The following is a 24612-nucleotide window of genomic DNA, read 5'->3' on the forward strand; positions in this document are numbered from 1 at the left end:
CCCTTATCCGATGTTCGACAGTTTCAGCAAATGGCGCAGGTCGTTGAGCAGATCCTTACCCTTCACCGTCGGGTCGTAGCGCAGCACCAGATTGCCGTGAGGATCGATGATCCACAGCTGCGGCACAGCCTTGTCGCCGGCAGTTTTCTGGAAGTCAGTCAGGCTCAGTGGATAGCGCTGCAATTGAGGATACTCGCGCGTCAGCTTGGCGTCGTATTCGCTGCTCAGCGGTTGTGCCACGGCCAAGGCATGACTGGCGCGCCCGGCATCACGGCCAAGACCGATCTGGATCTGCCGCGCCAGGTACACCAGTTGCTGGCAGTCCACCGAGCAATCCTTGGGCGCGGTCACCAGTATCTGCCAACGATCCTCCTGCGCCTGCACGCCGAGGTCGGCGCGGGTCTGGCCGTTGCCGATCAGTTCGCCGTGATAGCTGCGACCTTCCGGCACCCAGAACTGCAATTTGTACATGCCGGTGGCGAGGATCATCGGACCGATCACCCCGAGCAGGATCAGCAGCAACTGCAAGCGACCTTTACGCCGACTCGCCGGCGTTTTCGCCTCAGACATGCTGGGTGGATTCATGGCCGCTCCCATGGTGTTTCTCCTTTGCGTTGTGCCAGCCGAGATAGAGATAGAGGCCGAACAGAGCGATCGACATGGCGAACCACTGCACGGCATAAGCCAGGTGTTTTTCCGGTCCCATGGCGACTACCGGCCAGTCAGCCTGGTAAGTCGCGGGGCCACTTTCTGCGCGTAATTCGTAGGCAAAACCTTCGCGATCCAGCGCCGTCCAGAGCCTGGCCGGTTCGACCGCGGTGATCAGTTGTGGCCAGGTCGTGGTGTTCGGGTCGGCGTGCAACTGGAAGGTGGCGCCGGGGGAGACGTAAACCCAGGCATCAAGACTCAAGGCCTGAGTCGGTGTGGTGAATTGCGGTGGGATGCGGCGATCCGGCCATGGCAGCCAGCCGCGATTGACCAGCAGCCAGAGGCCGGTCACCTGATCCTGAAACGGTTGCAGCAGTTCGACGCCAACCTTGCCGCCACGCTGACGGTTATCCAGCAACAGGCTGTGTGCGGCATCGAACTGGCCGTGCAGGCGAACGCGGCGGAAGGCCGGATCTGCGGTGTGTTGCAGCTCGGTGCTGGCCATCGGTTCGGCGGCACGGCGTTCGGTGTAGCTTTGCAGCAGCGCACTTTTCTCTGCGCCCCGGCTCAATTGCCAGAACCCGAGTGACACCAGCATGGGCAACAACACCGCGACCACCAGGGTCGGCACGATGCCCGGCCGGAAACGCTTCATGGCGTCGCCAGAAAGTCGGTAGTCGCGATAGCTATACTCAAGTGCATCGCCTTTCCCCCGGAGTCTCACCATGCTCAAAGCAGCCATCGTCCTGATGCTGATTGCCACGGTTGTCAGCCTGTTCAGCGGCCTGTTTTTTTTGGTCAAGGACGACAGCAGCTCGAACCGCCTCGTCATTGCCTTGAGTGTTCGTGTCGCGCTGGCCGCCATCACCGTCGGCTTGATTGCCTGGGGTTTTTTCAGCGGCCAGTTGGTGTCACACGTACCTTGGTAAGCCTCAGAGCACGTAGACGAAAACGAAAAGCCCGATCCACACCACGTCCACGAAGTGCCAGTACCAACTCGCCGCTTCAAACGCGAACTGGTGGTCGGCGTCGAAGTGCCCGCGCATGATCCGCATCAACATCACAAACAGGATGATGGTGCCGATGGTCACGTGGGCGCCGTGGAAGCCGGTGAGCATGAAGAAGGTCGCGCCGTAGATACCCGAACCGAGCGTCAGGCCCAGTTCGTGGTAGGCATGTATGTATTCTTCGGCCTGAAAACTGAGGAACGCGCAGCCCAATAACACGGTGAGCGCCAGCCAGATTTTCAGCGCGCCGCGATGGCCCTTTTTCAAGGCGTGGTGAGCGATGGTCACGGTGACGCTGGAACTCACCAGCAGAACGGTATTGAGCAGCGGCAGGCCCCAAGGGCTGATGACTTCCTTGGGTGGCGGGAAGAGTTTCGGGTCAGGGGTATGCAGCAATGGCCACGCAAACTGGAAATTCGGCCACAGCATATGAGCGATGCCTTTGGCCCCTTCACCCCCGAGCGCCGGGCCGGAAATGTTTCTCACATAAAACAGCGCGCCGAAGAACGCGATGAAGAACATCACCTCCGAGAAGATGAACCAGCTCATGCCCCAACGGAACGAGCGATCCATCTGTGCGCTGTACAGCCCCTGGCGGCTTTCCTTGATCACCGTACCGAACCAGCCGAACAGCATGTAGGCCACCAGCAAGCCACCGACGAAAAAGATCAGCGGACCGTGGGACTCCGGCCGCGCCGCCTTCAGGTCGTTGAACCAGGTGGCTAGGCCGAACACGGTGACGAACATACCGACCGTGGCAATGATCGGCCATTTGCTTTGGGCCGGTACGTAATAGTGTTCATGAGTTGCCATTTATTGTTCTCCTTATCGGGCACGCTCAGCCGCCAGTATTTACAGCCACCGGTGGATGTCGGGCGGTGATATCGAACAGCGTGTAGGACAGCGTCAGGTGCTTCACATCCTTGGGCATGTCACGGTCAACGATGAAACGTACCGGCATCTCGATCCGTTGACCGGGCTGCAGCACTTGCTGGGTAAAGCAGAAACATTCGGTCTTGTGGAAGTACGCTGCCGCGGCGCTGGGCGCGATGCTCGGAACCGCCTGGGCGCTCATCGGGCGATCGGTCGGGTTATGGGCGATGAAGATCATCTCGTTCACCGCCCCCGGGTTCGCCACCAGTTCATCGCCCTTGGGGTAGAAGTCCCAGGACATGTCGGCGGAATTGGTCGACAGAAACTGCACGCGGACCTGCCGCGATGTGTCGACCGTTTGTTCGCCCTCGTACTGCCCGCCGGTCTTGCCGTTGATGCCGAACGCCTTGCACATCACGTCGTAGATCGGCACCAGGGCAAACCCGAAGACAAACATCGCTACCACCACCAGCAGCAGGCGCGTGACCAGTTTCTTCAACGAAATAGAGTCAGCCATGACGTCCAACCTCCGCCGAGTACCCTGTGGCGAGGGGATTTATCCCCGTTGGGTCGCGAAGCGCCCCCAAAACCTGCAACTGCGGTGTGTCAGGCACACTGCGTGATTTGGTTTTACGACTGCTTCGCAGCCGAACGGGGATAAATCCCCTCGCCACAAAGGTTCCACCAGTTCCAAAGGCAAGGCTGTTCATTTCACTTCCGGCGGCGTGGTGAAGGTGTGATAAGGCGCCGGTGACGGGATGCTCCATTCCAGGCCTTCGGCCCCATCCCACGGTTTGGCCGGTGCTGGCGGGCCACCACGGATGGTCTTGATCACGATGAACAGGAAGAAGATCTGCGTGGCGCCGAACATGAACGCGCCGATCGACGACACCATGTTGAAGTCGGCGAATTGCAGGTTGTAGTCGGGAATCCGCCGCGGCATGCCCGCCAGCCCCACGAAGTGCATCGGGAAGAACGCCATGTTCATGCCGATGAACGAGAGCCAGAAGTGCAGCTTGCCCAGGGTTTCGTCGTACATGTGGCCGGTCCATTTCGGCAGCCAGAAGTAGGCCGAGGCGAAGATCCCGAAGATCGCGCCCGGTACCAGTACGTAGTGGAAGTGCGCGACCACAAAGTAGGTGTCCTGGTACTGGAAGTCCGCCGGGGCGATGGCCAGCATCAACCCGGAGAACCCGCCGATGGAGAACAGGATCACGAATGCCACCGCAAACAGCATCGGTGTCTCGAAGGTCAGCGAGCCTTGCCACATGGTGCTGGCCCAGTTGAACACCTTCACGCCTGTCGGCACCGCGATCAGCAGTGTGGCGTACATGAAGAACAACTCGCCCACCAACGGAATGCCGACCACGAACATGTGGTGCGCCCAGACGATGAACGACAGGAACGCGATACTCGCCGTCGCATAGACCATCGAGGTGTAGCCAAACAGCGGCTTGCGCGAAAAGGCCGGAATGATCGAGCTGACGGCACCGAAGGCCGGCAGGATCATGATGTACACCTCGGGGTGACCGAAGAACCAGAACACGTGCTGGAACAACACCGGGTCACCGCCACCGGCGGCACTGAAGAAGCTGGTGCCGAAGTGGATGTCCATCAGCATCATCGTCACGCAGCCGGCCAGTACCGGCATCACCGCGATCAGCAGGAACGCGGTAATCAGCCAGGTCCAGACGAACAGCGGCATTTTCATCAGCGTCATGCCGGGGGCGCGCAGGTTGAGGATGGTGGCGATCACGTTGATCGCGCCCATGATCGAACTGATCCCCATCAAGTGGATGGCGAAGATGAAGAAGGTCACGCTTTCCGGTGCGTAGGTCGTCGACAGCGGGGCGTAAAACGTCCATCCGAAGTTCGGTCCACCACCCGGAGTGAACAGGGTCGATACCAGCAGGATGAACGCCGCCGGCAACAGCCAGAAGCTGAAGTTGTTCATCCGTGGCAGGGCCATGTCCGGAGCGCCGATCATCAACGGGATCATCCAGTTGGCGAGGCCGACGAAGGCCGGCATCACCGCACCGAAGACCATCACCAGACCGTGCATGGTGGTCATCTGGTTGAAGAACTCCGGCTGGACGATTTGCAGTCCCGGCTGGAACAACTCGGCGCGAATCACCATCGCAAACGAGCCGCCGAGCAAGAACATGGAGAACGCGAACCACAGGTACAGCGTGCCGATATCCTTGTGGTTGGTGGTCAGCACCCAGCGCATCAGGCCTTTGGCGGGGCCGTGGGCGTGGGCGGTGCCGGTATGAACATGGTCATCGACGACAGCAGTCATGTCCTGTCTCCTGCAAACAGATGGGCTGGGCAGGCCGGGGCGCGATGCCCCGACTGGTTCCTTACGTGCGCAATAGACCGGGTCATTTGCTTTCCGCCTGTTTCAGCTCCAGCACTTCTTTAGGGGTGACCATGTCGCCCTTGTTGTTGCCCCAGGCGTTACGTTCGTAGGTCACGACCGCTGCGATATCGACTTCCGAAAGCTGCTTGCCGAACGCCGCCATGGCGGTGCCGGGCTTGCCGTGGAAGACAATGCTCAGGTGACCTTCTTTCGGGCCGGTAGCGATTTTCGAGCCCTTGAGTGCCGGGAACATCGGCGGCAGACCCTGACCTTCGGCCTGGTGACAGGCGACGCAGGTGGTGTGATAGATCTTGTCGCCGCGCTCTTTAAGCTCGTCGAGGGTCCATTCCTTGCTGGTCAGCTCTTTGAGCTGCAGGGCTTCAGCCTTGCGCTCGGCCAGCCATTTTTCGTAATCGGCCTTTTCCTTGACCTCGACCACGATCGGCATGAAGCCATGGTCCTTGCCGCACAATTCGGCGCATTGACCGCGGTAGAGGCCGGGCTTGTCGACGCGGGTCCAGGCTTCGTTGACGAACCCCGGAATCGCATCGCGCTTGACCGCAAAGGCCGGCACCCACCAGGAATGGATGACGTCGGCGGAAGTCACCAGGAAGCGCACCTTGGCGCCGATCGGCAGCACCAAAGGCTTATCGACCTCAAGCAAGTAGTGCTCGCCCTTGGCTTCCTTGTTGTGGATCTGATCGGCGGGCGTGGTCAGGTTGCTGAAGAACTCAACGTCCTGGCCCAGGTATTTGTAGTGCCACTTCCACTGATAGCCGGTGACCTGGATATCAATATCCGGCTCACTGGCGTCGTACATCTTGATCAGGGTTGCGGTCGCGGGAACCGCCATGGCCACCAGGATCAGGAAGGGCACGATGGTCCAGAGGATTTCAACGGTGGTGCTTTCATGAAATTTTGCGGCCACCTGCCCGGTCGAGCGGCGGTGGAGAATCATCGACCAGAACATGGCGCCGAAGACGATGATGCCGATCACTACACAGATCCAGAAAATGGTCATGTGCAGGTCAAATACTGCGTGACTGATTTCAGTCGCTCCAGGCGCCATATTCACAGTCCAGGCCGCTTGTGCCTGACTGAAAATCGACCACAACAGGAGGCCCATCCAGACATGTGGATGTCGCATCATTGCGGGTTCCCCTTATCGTTCTTGTTATCCCGCCGGCTTTCACCTGCGGCAAGGGAGCGGCTTTTTCAGACTACGAACTTGAATCGCCGAGCCTTGCTGCGTGTGCAGTCGGGCGTCATCAGCTAACTCCATTCCCACCCGAGTATAGACAGCGACTGCCACCTCGCAACGTGATGGCGTAAATCATCTGAAACAGCTGGGACTTGCGTTCCAGGGTACGAATGGAGAAGGATGCAGACGAGTGATAGCAAACCGATATAACTTCGGTGTCTCAAGGATGAAATATTTATGACAAATGCGTCTTAGCATTTTTTGTACGCCAGCTAAGTTATGTCTTCCCTATTTCATTGCCTTTGTTTCCTGGAGTTTTCATGAACACCGCCGCATTGCGCGAGCAGATCCAAAAAGCCCAACAACACGAAGCCGAAACCGGCCTGCTGACTCGTCAGCTGGAAACCCAACTGCCACACCTTCACTCCGCCATCCAATTACCGGATGTCGACGCCAACGGCGTGATGACGCGTTTTGTGGCCGCGTATATAGAGCAAGTGCCGGACCTGCTGGATGCAGCCAATGAAGTCGCCAGGGAAGCGGGTATCGAATCACAGATCAAACCGGTGCTGAAAATCGCCGAGCAGTTCTTCCTTCAGCCGCCAGCGATCCTGATCGGTCACGTCGGTCTGGACAGCCTGCTGGACGAAGCCTATCTGGCGCATCGCCTGGTCGAAGAGGTCAATGACCTGTACATCAAGCATTTTGGCCAGCCACTGATCCCCTTGGACATGACTGTTGCCAACCTGATTGCCCACCAATTGATCGGCGAGGAGTTCGCCAATCAATTGGATGAGGCGGTACATCACGCCGTGGACGAGATGCTCAGTGAAGACAGTTTCGCGCTGGAGTCCGTCGAGGCCTACCGCGAGAAGCTCAACAGCCCGGACACCGGCGCTGCATGGAAGCGCTGGCCGTGCCTGTCGCGCCAACTGGGCGTAGGCCTGGAGCTGGATCAGCCAGCCGCTTGATCCAACTGAGTAAACCGAACACCTGTGGGAGCGAGCCTGCTCGCGATTGCGGTATGTCATTTAACATTTATGTCGACTGATACACTGCCTTCGCGAGCAGGCTCGCTCCCACATTGTTTACCTCTATGCCGTAGAACCCACGCCGGTTGTGGTCCGCAATCGCCCTTCCAGCCTGCGCTTCAACCCCCGCGCTTCAATCAACAGATTTGATCCCTTGGCCGCATTGGCCCGACCCCATTCCTCCAGCAACTCCAGACACGAGTGATCGATGTAGCTCAAGTTATTGAGCGGCACATGCACCGTCGTACCTGCCGGAATGGTCCCCAGCACTTGGGTCAGCGCCGGCACCTTGAGAAAAGTCGCTGCACCTATCAATCGCAGTTCCATTTCGCCGTCCTTGGGCAGATCGATCAGGCTGATTTTCAGCCGCGAAGCTTTCCAGGCCAGTTTGGCCAGGGTCAGGCCGAAGCCGATCAGCACGCCGGTCAGCAGGTCGGTGAAGATGATCGCCAGGGCTGTTGCCGCGTAGGTGAACATCGGCATCCGCCCATAACGGCCCAGACCTCGGAAGGCTTTGAGGTCGACCAGTTTGAAACCGGTATACACCAGCACGCCCGCCAGGCTCGCCACCGGAATGCTTTGCAGCACGCTGGACAGCAGCAACACGAAAGCCAACAGCCACAGGCCATGGAAGATCGTCGACATTCGCGTGGTGGCGCCGGCCTGGACGTTGGCCGAACTGCGCACGATCACACCGGTCATTGGCAGCGCGCCGAGTAAACCGCAGAGCATGTTGCCTACGCCTTGAGCCGACAATTCCCGGTCGAAGTCCGAGCGCTGGCCGCTGTGCATGCGGTCCACCGCAGCGGCCGAGAGCAGGGTTTCGGCGCTGGCGATAAACGCCACGGCAAATGCGGCAATGAGCAGCGTCGGGTCAGCCAGGTTGAGTAAATCTGCGGGTTTCAGCCAGTCGATGGCTTCCGCCAGGTTGGCTGGGACTTCCACTCGTTTGACCTGCAAGGCAAGCACCAGGCTGGCGACGGTCGCCAGGCCTACACCCAGCAGTGCGCCGGGAATGAAGCGCAGGGAATGGGGGCGGAATTTCTCCCACAACCACATCACCGCAATCGTCGACAGCCCGAGCAAACCGGCTTGCCAGCCCAAGGAGGGTAATGCCTGGACGACGGCAGCCGGGAAGGCTGCCAGATTATCCAGCCCCGAGGGCTTGGGCACGGAGTCGAGCATCACATGCACCTGTGACAGCACGATCAACACGCCAATCCCGGCGAGCATTCCGTACACAACCGCTGGCGCCGTGACCCGAAACCAGCAGCCCAGCTTCAATCGCCCAGCCACCAGTTGCAGAAAACCGGCCAGCAGCAGGATGGGCCCGAGCATGTCAATACCGTGCTGGCGCACCAGTTCGAACACCAGAACAGCCAAACCGGCCGCCGGGCCACTGACTTGCAGTGGCGAACCGGCAATCCAGCCCACCACCAGCCCACCGATGATCCCGGTGATCAAACCTTTGGACGGCGGCAGCCCCGAGGCGATGGCGATGCCCATGCACAAGGGCAGGGCGACGAGAAACACAACCACGGACGCCAGCAGCTCCCGTGGCAGAACAGCTTTAAGTTGAGCAGCACGCATGGTGACTCTCCCGAAGTTTTCTTCAGGCATGGCGAAGCCAGGCTGCCTGATCGGCAGCCTCGGCTAAAAACCACACAAAATTTAGGAGGATTTAGAAGCGCGCTTTGGGCGTCGCCACCGGAATCGGATGGCTGCCATCGAGCGGCAGGAAACAACCCTTGTCCGCGTCGTAAGCTCTGATTTCGCTGGTTTCGATGTTGTAGATCCAACCATGGATAAATAGCTGACCATTGGCCATGCGCGAGGCTACCGACGGGTGCGTGCGCAAATGTTGCAACTGGGCGATCACATTCTCCTCGGTGAGGACGTGCATGCTTTCGTTTTCGTCAGCGCAATGGCAGTTTTCCTGGACCATGGTTTTTGCCACTTCGGCATGACGCAGCCAGGCTTTGACCGTCGGCATTTTTTCCAGGCTTTGCGGGTTGAGCACTGCGCGCATTGCGCCACAGTCGGAGTGTCCGCAGATGATGATGTGCTGCACGCCGAGGGCCAGTACCGCGTATTCGATTGCCGTGGAAACACCGCCGTTCATTTGCCCATAAGGCGGCACAACGTTGCCGACGTTACGGGTCACGAACAGGTCGCCGGGGGCGCTTTGGGTGATCAACTCAGGAACGATGCGCGAGTCGGCGCAGGCGATGAACATCGCTCTGGGGCTCTGGGCCGTGGCGAGTTTTTTGAAGAGTTCTTCCTGTTGTGGAAAAACTTCGTGATGAAAATGCAAAAAGCCGTCAACGATATGCTGCAGCGCTGCATCGGCGGTTTCCGCCTCCGGTTGGGCTGAAGCCGACGCAGCCAACGGCTGTTTATCCTTGTCACTCATGATTCATCCTCTTTGGCGGAGTCAGGGAATTTTCCCGTTTTGTCCGGTGTGAAGCCAGTGGCTGTTTAAAAAACATCCAGGCCGAGCATCTCGACCCGTCAGTCACTCGATGAACAAGGTAGCGCTCGAATCTTAACTCAAACTGAATAAAACGCTCTAGAACGTGTGTTCCAGGTCACAAAAAACGTGACCGGCGTAGTGGCAAAGTGCATTTCACACTACTCAACCATAGGTCAATTGTCCTCAAATCAACGACATCTGGCGACCCGGCGGACAGAAGGCTTCGCAGTCCAGATTGAAACCTTCCCGACGATTGAGACCCAGGCGTTTGATGGTTTTGGCGAAGCGTTGCGCCAGCAGATCGGCAAACGGCCCTTCGCCACGCATCCTGGCACCGAAGCGACTGTCATAGAGGTCGCCACCACGGCTCTGACGAATCAGGCTCAACACATGAGCGGCACGCTGAGGATAGTGGGCCGCCAGCCATTCTTCAAACAGCGGCGCAACTTCCAGCGGCAGGCGCAGCATCATGTAGGCCGCACTTTGCGCCCCCGCGGCATGAGCTTCAGTGAGCAGGCTTTCGAGTTCGCTGTCGTTGATCATCGGAATCATCGGCGAGCACAGAACGCCCACCGCAATTCCCGCTTCACGCATCACGCGGATCGCCCGTAACCGGGCCTTGGGTGCCGCGGCGCGCGGTTCGAGGATGCGTTTGAGTTCATCGTCCAGGGTGGTGAGGCTGATCATCACCGCCACCAGCCTTTGCTCGGCGAGTTCGGCCAGCAGGTCCAGATCCCGCAGAATCAGCGAGCCCTTGGTAATGATGGTCACCGGGTGACGATAACGCAGCAGGACTTCGAGGGTTTTGCGGGTGATTTTGTGTTCGCGCTCGATCGGTTGATAAGGGTCCGTATTGGAGCCCAGATTGATCGGCGCACATTGATAGCCGCGCTTGGACAGTTGTTCTTCCAGCACATCGGCGGCGTTGGTCTTGGCGATCAGTTTGGTTTCGAAGTCCAGCCCTGGCGACATGTCCCAATACGCATGGCTGGGCCGCGCGTAGCAATAGATGCAGCCGTGCTCGCAGCCGCGATAGGGATTGATCGAACGATCGAAGGGCAAGTCTGGCGAGTTGTTGCGAGTGATGATGGTTTTCGCCGTTTCGATGCGCACCTCGGTGCCTTGGGTGACCGGCGCTTCCTGATACCAGCCGTCATCCTCGGCCACCGAGCGATTCGGCGCGAAACGGTTGTGCGGGTTGGTGGCGGTGCCACGGCCGCGCGGGGGAAGAGGGGTGGACATGAAAACGCCTCTGTACTGTTTTTATATACAGTATAGGGGCGTTATTCATCTGGCTAGTGCCGCTGGGCAGTCAGTTCTTCTGGGTAACTTGCCCCAGGTCGTCGTTCGACGTGGTCTTCAATTCATCCGTGCGCAGGTTCGCCACTTCGCTCGCCTTGACCGGTGAGCCGCTGTTGCCCCAGCTGCCGCGGATGAAACTCACCACATCCGCCACTTCCTGATTCGACAAGCGCCAGGCGAATCCCGGCATGGTAAAGGTCGAAGGCGCCATGTGGGTCGCAGGCAGCGTACCGCCCTTGAGCACGATGTGAATCAGCGACGTCGGATCCTCCGACTGCAACACCGGGTTGCCCGCCAGCGCCGGGAACACTTTGGTGTAGCCATGGCCATCGGTACGGTGACAGGCCGCGCAGTTGTCGATGTACACCGAAGCGCCAGGCTTGCTGTCGTCCCCGTTCCACAGCGCCTGTGCGACCTGTTTGTCGTACTGGTGCGGCTGATCGTCGGGATCATTCGTCGGCAACGACTTGAGGTAACGGGCAATCGCGGTCAGATCGTCGTCGGTCATGTACTGCATGCTGTGCGTCACCACATCACTCATGCCGCCAAACACCGCGCTACGATCACTGCGACCGGTCTTGAGAAACTGCACCAGTTGTTCTTCGCTCCAGCTGCCGAGGCCGTCTTTGTGATCGCCGCGCAGACTTTTCGCGATCCAGCCTTCCAATGGCGCACTGCCTGACAGAAATGCGCTGCCTTCGCCTGCATTCAGGGCTTTTTCCTGCATGGTCAGGGCACGTGGCGTATGGCATGCGCCGCAATGCCCGAGGCCTTCCACCAGATAAGCCCCACGACTGACCACGGCATCTTCGCCGGATGCCGCTTTGTAGTCCGCCACGGCCGGGGCAAACATCCAGCGCCACCCCGCAAGCGGCCAGCGCATGCTCAAAGGCCAGGGAATGTCGCTGTCCTTGTTCTCCTGAGCGACGGGCGCCACGCCCTGCATGAAGTAGGCGTACAAGGCTTTCATGTCGGTTTCGTTGACGCTGGCGTAGGACGGATAGGGCATCGCCGGGTACAAGGTACTACCGTTTTTGGCGACACCATGGCGCACGGCTTTGTCGAAATCCTCAAAGCTGTAGTCACCCAAGCCGGTTTTATCCGGTGTGATATTGGTGGAGTAGATCGTCCCGATCGGCGTTTCCATCGGCAGACCACCGGCGAAGGGCTTGCCGTCCTTGGCGGTGTGGCACGCCACGCAGTCACCCGCGCGGGCGAGGTACTCGCCTTGTTTGATCAGGTTTTGATCAATTTCTGCGGCGTTGATCGAGCCACAGCCGAGCAGCGTCAGGGTCGCGATAACAAGTGCTTTCATGGTCATCGCTCCTTAAGCCTGAACCAGCGGGCCGGGGTTTTTCAGGTACTGCTCACGGATCGCCCGGGCCGACCAGTAGGTCAACGCTGCCACAAGGCCGGTGGGGTTGTAGCCCAGACCTTGTGGGAAAGCTGATGCACCAGGGACGAAAACGTTGTGTACGTCCCAGCTCTGCAAGTAACGGTTCACGGCGCTGGTTTTCGGATGGGTGCCCATGATCGCGCCACCGTTGAGGTGGGTGGTCTGGTAAGACGCGGTGTTGAAGTGATCGCCAACCTTCTTGCCCAATACGGCAATGGCCTTGGGGCTCATCGCTTCGGCGATCTTGCCCATTTTCTCGACCATGAAGCGGTTCATCTTGATGTCGTTTTCCTGCCAGTCGAAGGTCATCCGCAACAGCGGCAAGCCGTAGGCATCGCGGTACACCGGGTCCAGATCGAGGTAGTTGCCGCGGTAGGATTGATGCGCGCCGTGGGCATCCATCGACACTTGATGGGTGTAGTAATCGGCGGTGGCACGTTTCCAGGCACTGCCCCAGGCTGGGGTGCCCGGCGGGTTGGATGTGCCTGCAATCGGTCGGCTGCCCGCCTGGTTGACCCACATCGGCGAGCCGCCGACGAAACCATGGGGACCGTGATCGAAGTTGTCGGCGTTGAAGTCGTCCACCGCCACGCCGTTACCGCCTGCACCAATAAAGTTATTGGTGTGGGTGTCTTTGTCGAAGTAGGCCTTGATGGTGGCCATGTTCTGGTAAGCGAAGTTCTTGCCGACCACGCCTTCGCCACTGATCGGGTCGTAGGGCTTGCCGATACCCGAAAGCAACATCAGCCGCACATTGTGGAACTGGAAGGCACCAAGGATTACCAGGTCGGCGGGCTGCTCGATCTCTCGGCCCTGGCCATCGATGTAAGTCACGCCTGTGGCCTTGCTCTTGGTGCTGTCGAGATTGACCCGCAGTACGTGGGAGTTGGGCCGCAACTCGAAATTGGGCAGCGGTTTGAGTGCCGGCAGAATGTTTACATTCGGCGATGCCTTGGAATACATGTAGCAGACATAGCCGCTGCAAAAGCCGCAGAAGTTACACGGGCCCATCTGTGCGCCGTAAGGGTTGGTGTAGGGGCCTGACGTATTGGCGGAGGGTAGGTTGTAGGGTTTGTAACCCACTGCGGTGGCCGCTTTCTGAAACAGTTGTGCGGAAACAGTGTTCTTCTGCGATTCCAGCGGGAAATGATTCGAACGATCTGGCGCGTACGGGTTGCCGCCCTTGCCTTCGCCGACCAATTGACCCTTCACCGTCCAGGCCTGACCCGACGTGCCAAAGACCTTCTCGGCGTAATCGAAAAACGGTTCCAGTTCTTCATAGCTGACGCCGAAGTCCTGGATGGTCATGTCCTTGGGGATGAAGCTTTTGCCGTAGCGTTCTTCGTAGTGGCTGCGCATGCGCAACTCGATCGGGTCGACCCGAAAGTGCACGCCGGACCAGTGCAAACCGGCGCCGCCGACACCATTGCCGGGCAGGAAGGCGCCCAGTTGGCGGTTCGGCAGCGCAATGTCATTCACGCTATGGCGAATGGTCACGGTCTCTTTGGAAATGTCCTGAAAGAGTTTTTTCCGCACGCTGTAGGTGAGTTCGTCGATCACCTGTGGATAGTTGCCGTCGGGGTAAGTGTCCTGCATCGGCCCGCGCTCCAGCGCCAGCACATTCAGGCCGGCTTCTGTCAGCTCCTTGGCCATGATCGCGCCCGTCCAGCCAAAACCGACGATCACTGCGTCGACCTTCTTCATTACCGTTGCCATGCTTACGCCCTCTCGCCGCGAATCGAAACTGCCGGGAAGGGGTATTGCTCGTTGCGTTCCACCCAATCCATGAAATCGGCGCGGGCGCCGGGGAAGCCGATCATGGTCCAGCCGACCATGCCTTTATTGCCGCCGTGAATCGGGTCGCAGAAGAACCCTTCTTTGGTGTTTTGCAGCAGCAGATTGAAGAAAATCTTCGCTGGAACACTGTCGAACCGAGGTTTTCCGGCCTCGAGTTGCTTGAGCAAATCGTCTCGGGTAGCGCTGTCTTGCTCAGCAAATACTTTGCCGTTGAACGCTTTCGACCAAGCATCCGTGGCGGCGATGCCCAAGCGATAAATCTCTTTGGGCACCAGTTTGCTCTGCCAGCCCATTTCCGGAGCAGCGTCTGCGTTGAACGGTCCCTGCATGAACCACAGCGCACCGGCCGCGTAAGGCGTGTTCATCTGGCGGTCAATGTATTCGGGCACACCGGCTTCCAGCGCGCCTGGCCCTTGGGCATCGTTCGGAATCAGCTGCGCGACAGCCGCCTTGATGAACGTCCATTCTTCGGCGGTGAAGTAGCTGGGTTCATAGGTGCTGGTGTTGACCGGCGCTTTGCCGGAACTGGCCGGGATTGCTTCGGGCGCGGCCATCAGGACCGTGCTGCCCAGACCGGTGCTGGCAACGGTGACCAACGGGATCAAGGTCAGGGATTTGCGCAAAAACTCACGCCGCGGGTTGTCTCGATCTTGATCGGACATAGGGGGGCACCTCATCAGGCATAGCGGTTTTTCAGCCGTCTCGCAGGACGACTTTTCGTTTTGGCACCGATGAAGATCGCCAGCAAGCGGGGAGCACTAGGGCGCATCGGTAATATGGAGAAACAAATGGTAGCAGGCTAAGCATCAAGATGAACCGATTCAGCTAAAAAACCTCGATTTTGCGACGAAAGCGATTGGCTGATTCACGATTCTTTGACAGAGGGGTCACAGGCCTTTGACCGCTCGGGGGGGAAGCTGGGCGTCATCTTTCGATTCTCCTGAACGGTCACCCAAGCATGTCTCTATCGCGTTGTATCCCAGCGATCTGCCTGTCGCTGGCCGCACTGTTGAACCTGACGCCGGCCCTTGCCGACGACAGCGCGTTGCCCCGCCCTGCGGAGTGGGCTCAATCGGTTGAGGTGCAATACAACCTCTTCAAAATGTCCCCGACGCTCTATCGCAGTGCATTACCCGACCGAGGCGCCGTGCCGTTACTGGAAAAACTCAAGGTCGGGACCGTTATCACGTTCCTGCCCGAGTCGGACTCCAGCTGGTTGTCGACACCAGGGATCGCACAGGTACAGCTGCCCTATCGCACCAACCATGTGGATGATGCGGATGTACTCAAAGCGCTTCGTACGATCCAGACGGCCGAAGCCAAGGGACCGGTGCTGATGCACTGCAAGCATGGTTCGGACCGCACGGGCCTGATGGCGGCCATGTACCGGGTCGTGGTGCAGGGCTGGAGCAAGGAAGACGCCCTGAACGAAATGACCCAGGGCGGCTTTGGTGACAGCACTCATTTCAAGGACGGCGTCCGTTACATGATGCAGGCCGATGTCGACAAGCTCCGCACCGCGCTGGCCAACGGCGATTGCAGCACGAGCCCGTTCGCCAGTTGTTCGATGAAGAGCTGGTTCAAATCGGCCCATGTCGAGTAAACCGTTACGTCAGCTGGTAATGGCCTCTAACGAAAGCACGAGCGGATCTTCGGCGATCGGCCGTTCAAGGAACGCTTCCAGGGCGGTCAGCAAGGAGCGCGAATCGCCCGGAGAAAAAAACGCCTCGCGAAAGGCTCGCCCTGTTTGCGCATTGAAGACCCAGTCCTGACGGAATCGCTTGAAGGCTTCGATGGCCAGTACGCCTGACCACGTGTAGGCGTAAACGGAGGCTGCGTAACCGGTCACCATGTAGTCAAAGCTGTTTGCGAATCGGCAATAAGATGGCAGTTGCACATGGGGAACCTCCCGCTGAACGTCTTCGAATACTTGCTGAACGCTACGGCCATCGCCTTGGCAGCGATGCAGTTCGAAGTCGAACAAGGCGCCCATCAGGGACTGCACGGTTTGCCAGCTGTTCAGGGATTGAATGGCTGCAAGCGCCACCTCAACTCGCTGCTCGGTCAAGCGCTCACCAGTCTGATGATGGGCGGCCAGCCACAGCAGAAACTCCTGTGACAGGCACCAATGTTCGAACAACTGCCCGGCGAACTCGGCGGTATCGCGTCCCAATTGAGAAATCCCGGAAAGGGTGTAGTGCGGCGAACGCGTCAGAATATGCTGCAAGCAATGACCAAACTCATGGAACAGCACACGCAGGTCCAGGTGCGCCAGGAGGCAAGGATGATCGGCGTTCCCAGGTGTGAAGTTGCCGTGAAGAACGGCAATGGGCAGCGTCAATTGACCTTCGGCATTTATCCGCCGGTTGCGAGGCGTGGCCGTCCAGGCATAGTCCGCGGCCTCTTCTCTGTGGAAAGGATCAAGGTAAACATGCCCGATCACCTGCCCATGTTCGCTGATTTCAAACAGACGTACGCTGTCATGCCAGCGGCTGAACGTGTTCTGCTCGACGATCCGTATGCCGAACATGCGCTCGCTGAACAGGCACAGTCGGTGCAACGTTCCGTCCAATGGGAAATAGGCTCGCAGGTTATTCAGGGAGCCACCGAGGTGGCGCTGACGTAATTGCTCGGCGAGAAACTCGCGGTCCCACGGTTGAATCTCGGTAATACCCCGTTCGAGCGCAAACGCCTTGAGTGCCTGTGCGTCCTTCTCGACCACTGGCGTTGCCAACGTTACTTGCCGTCGCAAGAATCCACTCACTTGCGCGGTTGATTCCGCCATTTCCGTCACCAGGGCAAGTTGTGCGAAATTTTCATACCCGAGCAATCCGGCTTTTTGGTGACGCAAGGACAGCAGCAACTCCAGTACGGGGCCATTATCGAATTGTCCGGCATGCGGACCTTGATCGGACGCACGGGTGGTGTACGCAAAAAAGTATTCTTCGCGCAGCGCTCGATCTTCGGCATAGGTCATCACCCGGTTGTAGGTGTCCTGGTCCAGACGGATCAGCCAGCCCTCATGTCCTGCCTGTTGCGCGTTGAGCGCCAGACGGTCCTTTGTCGCCTGGGATAAACCGTTGAGTTGCGTGACGTCATCAATGCGCTTGTTCCAGGCCGCGGTGGCGCTTTCCAAATGGCCTAGAAACAGGCTTTCGAGCAGGCTGATGTGCCGATTCAGAGGACCAAGTTGCTGTTGTTGCTCGGCAGGCAAGTCGATTCCCGACAAGTGAAACCTGCGCAGAATTTTGGTCAATACCGCTTTGCGGGACTCATCGAAATTCCGGGCAACCGGGCTTTGGGCCAGATGTTGGTACGAGCGGAACAGCGCTTGATTGCTCATCTTTTCAGTTTTGTACTGCGCCACGGCCTCGCCGCACGTCGTGCTCGCCACGTCCCAGGCGTTGCCGTTGTGTTTCACCATGCCCAGGGTTTCGATGACGCCCATGGCCTCATTCAGGCGCGCATCGGTTTCATCGACCGCCAAAACCAGGTCATCCCAAGTCGGGAATGCGGATTGGGAGGCGATGATCTCAGCAATGGCCTGACGGTTGTCTGCAATGAGGGTGTCGATGGCCGGCACAAGATGCTCGGCGCGAACCTCCGAGTAAGGCGGCAGGTCCCAGGCTTGCAAAAGAGGATTGGTGTCGGGCATGGCGTCTTCCTTGAGCAGAGGCTGAATTCGATCAGCCTATAAAGGAAGCGCAGGGGAAAGGTGGTAGATAGATACCACCTTCCAATCCGTTCAGGAGTGGAAGGTGGTGATGACTCAGTGTTGCTCGTCAGGCTTTTTCTTCAGCTTCGGGTTCGGGAAAAACTGCACGGCCTGAACCTTGGCGTCCGGTACTTTCAGCGCTGAAGTGTTGACTCGCGTGCCCAATTCCTTGGGCACGGACAGGCCTTGTTCATTCAGCGTGTCGGAATATCCGCAGGCCACGCACTCACGGTGCGGGACCTCGTCTTCGTTCCACATCATCAATTTGTCCGGCTCGCTGCAGGCCGGGCAGACTGCCCCGGCGATAAAGCGCTTTTTCGTGATCACAGGACCCTCACTCATGCTGCCGCGACCTCACTCAGGCCGCTGTGGCGCAAGAGTGCGTCAATCGACGGCGGACGTCCGCGGAAGTCGACGAACAGCACCATCGGCTCCTGGGAACCACCGCGCGCCAGGATCGCTTCGCGGAAGGCGCGGCCGGTCTCGGCGTTGAGTACGCCTTCTTCTTCGAATTTCGAGAAGGCATCCGCGGACAGCACTTCAGCCCATTTGTAGCTGTAGTAGCCCGCGGCATAACCACCGGCGAAGATGTGCGCAAAGCTGTTCGGGAAACGGTTGTAGGCGGGTGGACGCATGACCGACACCTCGTCGCGGACACCTTCAAGTACCTGCGCCACGCTACGGCCGTCACCGTGGGTGGCGTGCAGGTCGAAGTCGAACAGCGAGAACTCCAGCTGACGGACCATCATAAGGCCGGACTGGAAGTTCTTCGCGGCGAGCATTTTCTCCAGCAGGTCCTGAGGCAGCGGTTCGCCGGTTTCGTAGTGACCGGAGATCAGCGCCAGACCTTCCGGCTCCCAGCACCAGTTCTCCATGAACTGGCTTGGCAGCTCGACCGCATCCCAGGCCACACCGTTGATGCCGGATACGCCGGCGTGTTCAACGCGGGTCAACAGGTGATGCAAGCCGTGACCGAACTCGTGGAACAGGGTGGTCACTTCATCGTGGGTCAGCAGGGCCGGTTTGCCGCTGTCGGCCGGGGTGAAGTTGCACACCAGGTTCGCCACCGGACTTTGCAATACGCCGCTGATCGTGCGGCGACGGTCGCGGGCGCCGTCCATCCAGGCACCGCCACGCTTGTTGGCGCGAGCGTAGAGGTCGAAGAAGAAGCGGCCGACGTGCTGGCCGTTTTCCTTGATTTCAAACAGGCGAACATCCGGGTGCCAGGTGTCGAAGCCTTTCTGCTCGGCGATTTCGATGCCGTACAGACGCTGGACGATAGCGAACAGACCGCCCAGCACTTTGTCGATCGGGAAGTAGGCGCGAAGGGCTTCCTGGGCGACGCTGTAGCGCTGCTCGCGAAGCTTTTCACCGTAGAAACCGCTGTCCCAGCTTTGCAGGTCCGGGCAGCCTTGTTCGGCGGCATAAGCCTTGAGCTGTTCCAGATCCTGGGCGGCGAACGGCTTGCTGCGCTTGGCCAGATCGCGCAGGAAACTCAGGACCTGATCGCTGGATTCGGCCATTTTGGTGGCCAGGCTCAGCTCCGAGAAGCTGGCGAAGCCCAAGAGTTTTGCAAGCTCCTGACGCAGGTCGAGGATTTCTTCCATGACCGGGCCGTTATCATTCTGGCCGGCATTCGGGCCTTGGTCCGACGCACGGGTGCAGTAGGCGGCGTAGACTTCTTCGCGCAGTGCGCGGTCCTGCGCGTAGGTCATCACCGCGTAGTAGCTCGGGAACTCCAGGGTGATCAGGAAGCCTTCCAGGCCTTTGGCCTGTGCGGCCGCGGCCATCTGCGCCTTGGCCGAATCGGTCAGGCCGGCGAGGGTCACTTCATCGGTGACGTGCTTGGTCCAGGCCTGAGTGGCATCGAGCAGTTGGTTGGAGAAGCGGCTGCCCAGCTCCGACAATTTGCTCTGCACTTCGGCGTAACGTTTTTGTTCGGCTTCCGGCAGGTCGATACCCGACAGACGGAAGTCACGCAGGGAGTGCTCCAGGATAGTTTTCTGTGCCACCTCGAAACCGACAGCTTCGGGGCTGTTAGCCAGCGCTTCGAACGCCTCGAACAACTCGCGGTTCTGGCCGAGTTCGGTGGAGTAGGCGCTCAAGGCCGGCAGGCAGGACTCGTAGGCTTCGCGCAATTCGGCGCTGTTGCACACGGCATTCAGGTGGCTGACCGGGCTCCAGGCGGCGCCCAGACGATCGTTCAGTTCGTCCATCGCCAGTACCAGGCCGGCCCAGGTCGGTTGTTTGCCCTGGGTTTTGAGGATCTCGATAATGGCGGCGCGGTTGTCAGCCAGGATTTGTTCGATGGCCGGTTGCACGTGTTCGGCACGGATCGCCGAGAACGGCGGCAGGTCGTAGGACTGCAAAAGAGGGTTGTTCACGCTCACGGTTGGCACCTTGGCTGGAAGAAACATTGCGCCATCTTAATTACAATCGACGCTCACCGCAGCTATCAGCAAAAGAGAGAGAGCCTATCGTGACCCTTCGCAAGTATCAGAACCACACGCCGCTGCTGGGCAAAGGCGCCTTTGTCGACGGTTCGGCGGTGGTGATCGGCGACGTTGAAATCGGCGAAGACAGCTCGGTCTGGCCGCTGACGGTGATTCGTGGCGACATGCACCGCATCCGTATCGGTGCGCGCACCAGCGTGCAGGACGGCTGTGTGCTGCACATCACCCACGCCGGACCGTTCAATCCCGATGGCTTTCCGTTGCTGATTGGCGACGATGTGACCATCGCGCATAAAGTGATGCTTCACGGTTGCAGCGTGGGCAGCCGGGTTTTGATCGGCATGGGCAGCATTGTCATGGACGGTGCGGTGGTCGAGGATGATGTGATCATTGGCGCTGGCAGCCTGGTGCCCCCGGGCAAACACCTGGAAAGCGGCTTCCTTTATGTGGGCAGCCCGGTGAAGCAGATTCGGCCACTGACTGACAAAGAAAAAGCCTTTTTCACCTACAGCGCGGCGAACTACGTGAAGCTCAAGAATTTGCATCTGGCCGAAGGCTACGACCAGCTCTGACCCTGCGCCCTTATTCAGGATTCAACATGCATTACCAAACCGTATTGTTCGACCTCGATGGCACCCTGACCGATCCACGCGAGGGCATCACCCGTTCGATCCAGTTCGCCTTGAGCAAACTGGGTATCGATGAGCCCGACTTGACCAAGCTTGAACATTTCATCGGCCCGCCGTTGTTGCAGGCGTTCATGCAGTTCTACGACTTCGACGAGGCCAAGGCCTGGGAAGCAGTGAACTTCTATCGCGAGCGTTTCAAGGTTACCGGCCTGTACGAGAACCGCGTGTTCGACGGCGTCACACCCTTGTTGGAAACCCTCGGCGGGCAAGGGCGACAGCTGTACATCGCGACGTCCAAACCGTGGATTTTCGCCCAGGAAATTGCCCGGCACTTCGACTTCGCCAAGCACTTCAAAGTGATCTACGGCAGCGAACTGGATGGAACCCGGACCAACAAAGTCGAGCTGATCGCCCACTTGATGGCCGAAGAAGGCCTGGACCCGGCCAACACCTTGATGATCGGCGACCGTAAACACGACCTGATCGGTGCGCGCAGTAACGGGCTGGATGCGGCGGCTGTTGGTTATGGCTTTGGCAGCCGGGAAGAGTTGAGCGCAGAAGCCCCGACCTGGCACTTCGAGACATTGGAAGAGATGCATCAGGCGTTTTTGCAGCGTTGATTAAACCGCCATCGTCGGAACGCCGCCCGGAGCAAGCTCGCTCCCACATTAGATTTGTAAACACTGGTCCAATGTGGGAGCGAGCTTGCTCGCGATGAGGCCCGATCAGCCAACGCGACTTTTCAATTGAACCAAAGCATTCAGTGCCGCCTTGCGCTCCACAACCGGCAACGCGCCGAGCTGCTCGACCGCCGCATAAAACTTCACCCAATCCCCACCCACCTGTCTGAACAACGCCGCAAACGCCGGCACCCATTGGTCGTACAGCCCAAATGGCAACAGCCGGGCATTGTTCATCGGCGCATTGATCCACGCGTCATAGCGTTTGTCCCCAGCCCATTGGCTGTCGCGTAGCTGCCGGTATTCACTCCGCAATCGTTCGAACTCGTCGACTTTGCGCTGGCGCATCTGGTCGGCAGGCAGAGGCAGGGTGTACAGCCGTTCGAGTCGCGTGCGGGTATCCAGAACCAATTGAATGAACTGATCCCGATGTTGCACTTGCGCACCGCTGTCTGGCGCCAAGCCGCGGAATGCACGCCATTGGCGGGTGCCTTCCTGTTCGACGAAGGTGGCGAAAGACTCATTGAACTCGGTGTCGTCCTTCACATAAAAACGTTGATGTGCCAGTTCATGGAAGATCAGCGTGGCCAATCGTTCGTCACCCCAGGCCATCATCGAACTGATAATCGGATCGTTGAACCAGCCGAGCGTCGAATAAGCCTCGACGCCGCCAATTGACACGTCCATACCATGCAATCGTTGCAACGCAGCTTCACCGCGGGCCGCGCTCTGGCTGTAATAACCGCGATAGGCGACACAACCGGCGATCGGGAAGCAATGGTTCTGTGGTGTCAGGGAAAATTCCGGCGTGACAAACACGTTCCAGACTACGAACGGCCGGCCAATGTCGGCGTACAAACGGTAACTCTGGTTATCCGGCAGCTGCAGCTGTTGGCTGGCGAACGTGCGGGCCTTTTGCGATTGAGTCAGGTGCGCACGCAATTGCTGATCGCGACCGGGATCGGCAATCACTCTGGAAACCGGCTCGCGTGCCCGCAGCAATTGCAGCTGACCACTGGCCAATTGGCCGTAATAGCTGACGCCGGCGCAACCGTTGAGAAACAAAAACAGCACACCCGGAAACAAAATGCGTAAAACGCGATCAAGTAACCCAAGGCTTGGAAGCGGCCTGATCAAAATGAATCATCCATGGAGAGTCTGCCCGCAAGACTATCCCGCCTGACTGGAGCTCCGCTATGCGCACGTTGATGCTGACAGGAAGCCTGTTGATGCTGGCAGGTTGTGCTGGATTCGGATTACCCCCTCATGATCCGGCTCAAGCGTGGATCGACCTGGAATCGAAGCAGGAAGACACCGCGCTGCAAGCGCTGGAAGTCGATGATAAGGCCGCCACCGACAAGCGCTATTTCGAGGTTCAGCCGGGTAGCCATGAGCTCACCGTTCGTTACCAATTCCCGGTTGCGCCAACCAACATCGGACCCGACGCCGAGCCACTGTGGCGTGACTGCCAGCTAAACGTGAAATTCAACGACTTCAACGCCGGCGAACGGTATCAGCTCAAAGCAGGAAATATCGGCTTTCGGCCGTGGGCAAAGCTCTATGATCAGCAGCGAAAAGTGATTGGCCAAGGTGTACCGGCAGGCTGCCAACGCACCTGATCGGCGTTATTCTAAAGGACTAGTCCTTGAGTAAATCATCATGCGCAGGTTAACGCTGTTACTTGCTGCAAGCATCGTTGCGGGATGTCAGAGCCCGTTGCCAGCGGTTAATCCGCAGATGGCCTGGGTCGATTTTTCTACGCCATTCCCCAACGATAAATTGCTGATGGCCGAACGCCTGGACAATCAGCGGTTGCGCGACGGGCGTTTTTTCCAGGTCACCCCCGGTAGCCATGAGCTGATCGTTCGATTCGACTTTGAAGTGCCCGGTGGTGGGGGCTTGGGCATTATGAACGGCCCCACGGAACGCTTGTGCTACCTGACCATCAACTACGATCATTTCGAAGCCGGCCAGCGTTATGTGCTGGTAGGCCAGTCGATAGCGTTTACTCCCGGCGCCCGGCTGTACAACGCCAAGCGGGAGATTGTCGCTGAAGACCGAGAGTCCTATTGCCTCATGTGAGGTGAATCAGCGGTCGTTCTTCTGGTAGATGATTTTTTTCGTGCCGCCGTCGCACGAGCCAACGACCATATTCTGATCGTGTACTTCGTCGTTGGTGACGATTTCCAGCGTGTAGGACGATACGTTATTGGCCTGGATCTTGGCTTCAATCTCGGCCTTGAGTTCTTCACAGGATTTTGCTGCCGCCAGGGCCGACGTGGCCAGCGCGCAACAGATAATCGCCAAGGCAAAACGTTTCATGGTTGAAGCTCCTTTGAGGCAGCGCGCACGAAGATGCGTTTTAGCTGCTGTCATTTATTCGACCACAATCTCGCCAGCCAGGTTTTGTTTCAGAGCAAAAAAAGAACGCAGCCCGCCGAGGCTGCGATCTTTTATCGGGGGAGCGCGACAACCCCTATCAGCTGAGCAATGTTGCATCCAGACTGATTTTCGCATTCAGCACTTTGGAGACCGGGCAGCCTTCTTTGGCTTTATTGCTCAGTTCCTCAAATTGAGCCTGAGTCGCCCCAGGAATCTTCGCTTTGAGGATCAATTTCACTGCCGTGATCGCGAATCCGCCGTCCACCTGGTCCAGGGTGACTTCGGCATTGGTATCGATGCTGTCAGCCTTGAGACCGGCATCGCCGAGAATCATCGAAAACGCCATGGAGAAGCAGCCCGCGTGCGCTGCGCCGATCAGCTCTTCCGGATTGGTGCCCTTGCCGCCTTCGAAACGAGCCTTGAAGCCGTAGGGCGCTTCTCTGAGGACACCGGTTTCCGTGGAAATCGAGCCGATGCCGGTTTTCAGGTCACCTTCCCAATGAGCCGATGCTTTCTTTGTGATAGCCATGAATGCCTCCTCAAGATCCGGCGCGAAGCGTCGCGCCTTTGTGGTTTTCGGTTGCTAGGGTTCTGAGGATAGACCGTGGTGCAAAGTTCACCTGATCTGATCGGTCCTCTTATTTCGTAGGAATTTTGGCTCCGCCA

The 24612-nt window shown here is 58.6% G+C and carries 25 protein-coding genes; 7 read left to right on the forward strand and 18 right to left on the reverse strand.

Translation table 11 applies throughout. From position 1 onward, the window contains the following. Positions 1 to 3: 3 nt before the first annotated feature. Together VD17_RS20050 and VD17_RS20055 are read right to left on the reverse strand one after the other, a co-directional pair. Positions 4 to 597, reverse strand: a complete 594-nt coding sequence (locus VD17_RS20050; protein ID WP_033059816.1) for a hypothetical protein — start codon at positions 595 to 597, stop codon at positions 4 to 6. Beyond that, on the reverse strand, positions 563 to 1303 hold the full coding sequence (locus VD17_RS20055; RefSeq protein WP_046055317.1) for an SURF1 family protein: 741 nt from the start codon (positions 1301 to 1303) through the stop codon (positions 563 to 565). The genes VD17_RS20050 and VD17_RS20055 overlap by 35 nt, the downstream gene beginning before the upstream one ends. A gap of 70 nt (positions 1304 to 1373) precedes the next feature. Between VD17_RS20055 and VD17_RS20060 the strand changes: the two genes are divergently transcribed. Continuing rightward, positions 1374 to 1577, forward strand: coding sequence for a twin transmembrane helix small protein (locus tag VD17_RS20060; protein WP_008152470.1), 204 nt, complete (start codon positions 1374 to 1376; stop codon positions 1575 to 1577). A 3-nt stretch (positions 1578 to 1580) separates the two neighbouring features. On the opposite strand, the gene VD17_RS20065 is transcribed toward VD17_RS20060, so the two are convergent. From VD17_RS20065 to coxB, 4 genes are all read right to left on the reverse strand, one after another. Next, positions 1581 to 2468, reverse strand: coding sequence for a cytochrome c oxidase subunit 3 (locus VD17_RS20065; RefSeq protein WP_046055318.1), 888 nt, complete (start codon positions 2466 to 2468; stop codon positions 1581 to 1583). A gap of 25 nt (positions 2469 to 2493) precedes the next feature. Further along, a complete protein-coding gene (locus tag VD17_RS20070; RefSeq protein ID WP_046044864.1) occupies positions 2494 to 3045 on the reverse strand; it encodes a cytochrome c oxidase assembly protein in 552 nt (183 codons plus the stop codon). Between the two features lie 189 nt (positions 3046 to 3234). Next, entirely contained in the window at positions 3235 to 4827 is a 1593-nt protein-coding gene (gene ctaD, locus VD17_RS20075; RefSeq protein ID WP_046055319.1) for a cytochrome c oxidase subunit I, read from the reverse strand. Positions 4828 to 4909: 82 nt separating this feature from the next. Then, complete coding sequence (gene coxB / locus VD17_RS20080) at positions 4910 to 6037, reverse strand: cytochrome c oxidase subunit II (protein ID WP_033059824.1); 1128 nt, start codon at positions 6035 to 6037, stop codon at positions 4910 to 4912. Between the two features lie 371 nt (positions 6038 to 6408). Between coxB and VD17_RS20085 the strand changes: the two genes are divergently transcribed. Then, positions 6409 to 7059 (forward strand): hypothetical protein, encoded by a 651-nt coding sequence (locus VD17_RS20085; RefSeq protein ID WP_046055320.1) that lies wholly within the window; start codon positions 6409 to 6411, stop codon positions 7057 to 7059. 123 nt (positions 7060 to 7182) lie between these two features. Here the strand turns inward: VD17_RS20085 and VD17_RS20090 are convergent, their stop codons facing one another. From VD17_RS20090 to VD17_RS20115, 6 genes are all read right to left on the reverse strand, one after another. Further along, positions 7183 to 8709, reverse strand: a complete 1527-nt coding sequence (locus tag VD17_RS20090) for a SulP family inorganic anion transporter (protein WP_046055321.1) — start codon at positions 8707 to 8709, stop codon at positions 7183 to 7185. Between the two features lie 91 nt (positions 8710 to 8800). Beyond that, on the reverse strand, positions 8801 to 9532 hold the full coding sequence (locus VD17_RS20095) for a carbonic anhydrase (protein WP_033059830.1): 732 nt from the start codon (positions 9530 to 9532) through the stop codon (positions 8801 to 8803). A gap of 243 nt (positions 9533 to 9775) precedes the next feature. Beyond that, on the reverse strand, positions 9776 to 10834 hold the full coding sequence (locus tag VD17_RS20100; protein WP_046055322.1) for a PA0069 family radical SAM protein: 1059 nt from the start codon (positions 10832 to 10834) through the stop codon (positions 9776 to 9778). Positions 10835 to 10904: 70 nt separating this feature from the next. Then, positions 10905 to 12209, reverse strand: coding sequence for a c-type cytochrome (locus tag VD17_RS20105; protein WP_046055323.1), 1305 nt, complete (start codon positions 12207 to 12209; stop codon positions 10905 to 10907). A gap of 12 nt (positions 12210 to 12221) precedes the next feature. After that, the gene (locus VD17_RS20110) at positions 12222 to 14006 is read right to left on the reverse strand and encodes a GMC family oxidoreductase (RefSeq protein ID WP_033059837.1); all 1785 of its coding nucleotides are present in this window, start codon (positions 14004 to 14006) and stop codon (positions 12222 to 12224) included. Positions 14007 to 14008: 2 nt separating this feature from the next. Continuing rightward, complete coding sequence (locus tag VD17_RS20115) at positions 14009 to 14749, reverse strand: gluconate 2-dehydrogenase subunit 3 family protein (RefSeq protein WP_046055324.1); 741 nt, start codon at positions 14747 to 14749, stop codon at positions 14009 to 14011. Between the two features lie 296 nt (positions 14750 to 15045). Here VD17_RS20115 and VD17_RS20120 point away from each other — a divergent pair, with 296 nt between their 5' ends. Next, positions 15046 to 15690 (forward strand): phosphatase domain-containing protein, encoded by a 645-nt coding sequence (locus tag VD17_RS20120; RefSeq protein ID WP_033059841.1) that lies wholly within the window; start codon positions 15046 to 15048, stop codon positions 15688 to 15690. Positions 15691 to 15699: 9 nt separating this feature from the next. On the opposite strand, the gene VD17_RS20125 is transcribed toward VD17_RS20120, so the two are convergent. The 3 genes from VD17_RS20125 to prlC all read right to left on the reverse strand — a co-directional run bounded on the left by VD17_RS20125 (position 15700) and on the right by prlC (position 20219). Then, entirely contained in the window at positions 15700 to 17742 is a 2043-nt protein-coding gene (locus VD17_RS20125; RefSeq protein ID WP_046055325.1) for a M3 family metallopeptidase, read from the reverse strand. Between the two features lie 114 nt (positions 17743 to 17856). Continuing rightward, positions 17857 to 18144, reverse strand: coding sequence for a YheV family putative zinc ribbon protein (locus VD17_RS20130; RefSeq protein WP_008152496.1), 288 nt, complete (start codon positions 18142 to 18144; stop codon positions 17857 to 17859). After that, a complete protein-coding gene (prlC, locus tag VD17_RS20135; protein ID WP_185753192.1) occupies positions 18141 to 20219 on the reverse strand; it encodes an oligopeptidase A in 2079 nt (692 codons plus the stop codon). The genes VD17_RS20130 and prlC overlap by 4 nt, the downstream gene beginning before the upstream one ends. A 62-nt stretch (positions 20220 to 20281) precedes the next feature. On the opposite strand from prlC, the gene VD17_RS20140 reads away from it, so the two are divergent. Both VD17_RS20140 and VD17_RS20145 read left to right on the forward strand, forming a co-directional pair. Beyond that, a complete protein-coding gene (locus VD17_RS20140; RefSeq protein ID WP_046055326.1) occupies positions 20282 to 20827 on the forward strand; it encodes a gamma carbonic anhydrase family protein in 546 nt (181 codons plus the stop codon). 26 nt (positions 20828 to 20853) lie between these two features. Continuing rightward, a complete protein-coding gene (locus VD17_RS20145) occupies positions 20854 to 21504 on the forward strand; it encodes an HAD family hydrolase (RefSeq protein ID WP_046055327.1) in 651 nt (216 codons plus the stop codon). 105 nt (positions 21505 to 21609) lie between these two features. On the opposite strand, the gene VD17_RS20150 is transcribed toward VD17_RS20145, so the two are convergent. Beyond that, the gene (locus VD17_RS20150) at positions 21610 to 22701 is read right to left on the reverse strand and encodes an aminopeptidase (protein WP_046055328.1); all 1092 of its coding nucleotides are present in this window, start codon (positions 22699 to 22701) and stop codon (positions 21610 to 21612) included. Positions 22702 to 22760: 59 nt separating this feature from the next. On the opposite strand from VD17_RS20150, the gene VD17_RS20155 reads away from it, so the two are divergent. Both VD17_RS20155 and VD17_RS20160 read left to right on the forward strand, forming a co-directional pair. Further along, the gene (locus tag VD17_RS20155) at positions 22761 to 23183 is read left to right on the forward strand and encodes a PA0061/PA0062 family lipoprotein (RefSeq protein WP_033059852.1); all 423 of its coding nucleotides are present in this window, start codon (positions 22761 to 22763) and stop codon (positions 23181 to 23183) included. Between the two features lie 40 nt (positions 23184 to 23223). Beyond that, positions 23224 to 23646 carry a PA0061/PA0062 family lipoprotein gene (locus VD17_RS20160; RefSeq protein WP_046055329.1) on the forward strand — a complete coding sequence of 141 codons (423 nt, stop codon included), beginning with the start codon at positions 23224 to 23226 and terminating at the stop codon, positions 23644 to 23646. A gap of 6 nt (positions 23647 to 23652) precedes the next feature. Here the strand turns inward: VD17_RS20160 and VD17_RS20165 are convergent, their stop codons facing one another. Together VD17_RS20165 and VD17_RS20170 are read right to left on the reverse strand one after the other, a co-directional pair. Continuing rightward, positions 23653 to 23886: a DUF1161 domain-containing protein gene (locus VD17_RS20165; RefSeq protein WP_046055330.1), complete on the reverse strand. Its 234-nt coding sequence runs from the start codon at positions 23884 to 23886 to the stop codon at positions 23653 to 23655. 157 nt (positions 23887 to 24043) lie between these two features. Continuing rightward, positions 24044 to 24475 carry an OsmC family protein gene (locus VD17_RS20170; RefSeq protein ID WP_027926114.1) on the reverse strand — a complete coding sequence of 144 codons (432 nt, stop codon included), beginning with the start codon at positions 24473 to 24475 and terminating at the stop codon, positions 24044 to 24046. Positions 24476 to 24612: the final 137 nt, after the last annotated feature.

This window comes from Pseudomonas fluorescens, assembly GCF_000968015.1.
In the GTDB taxonomy this organism is placed as follows: Bacteria; Pseudomonadota; Gammaproteobacteria; order Pseudomonadales; family Pseudomonadaceae; genus Aquipseudomonas; species Aquipseudomonas fluorescens_W.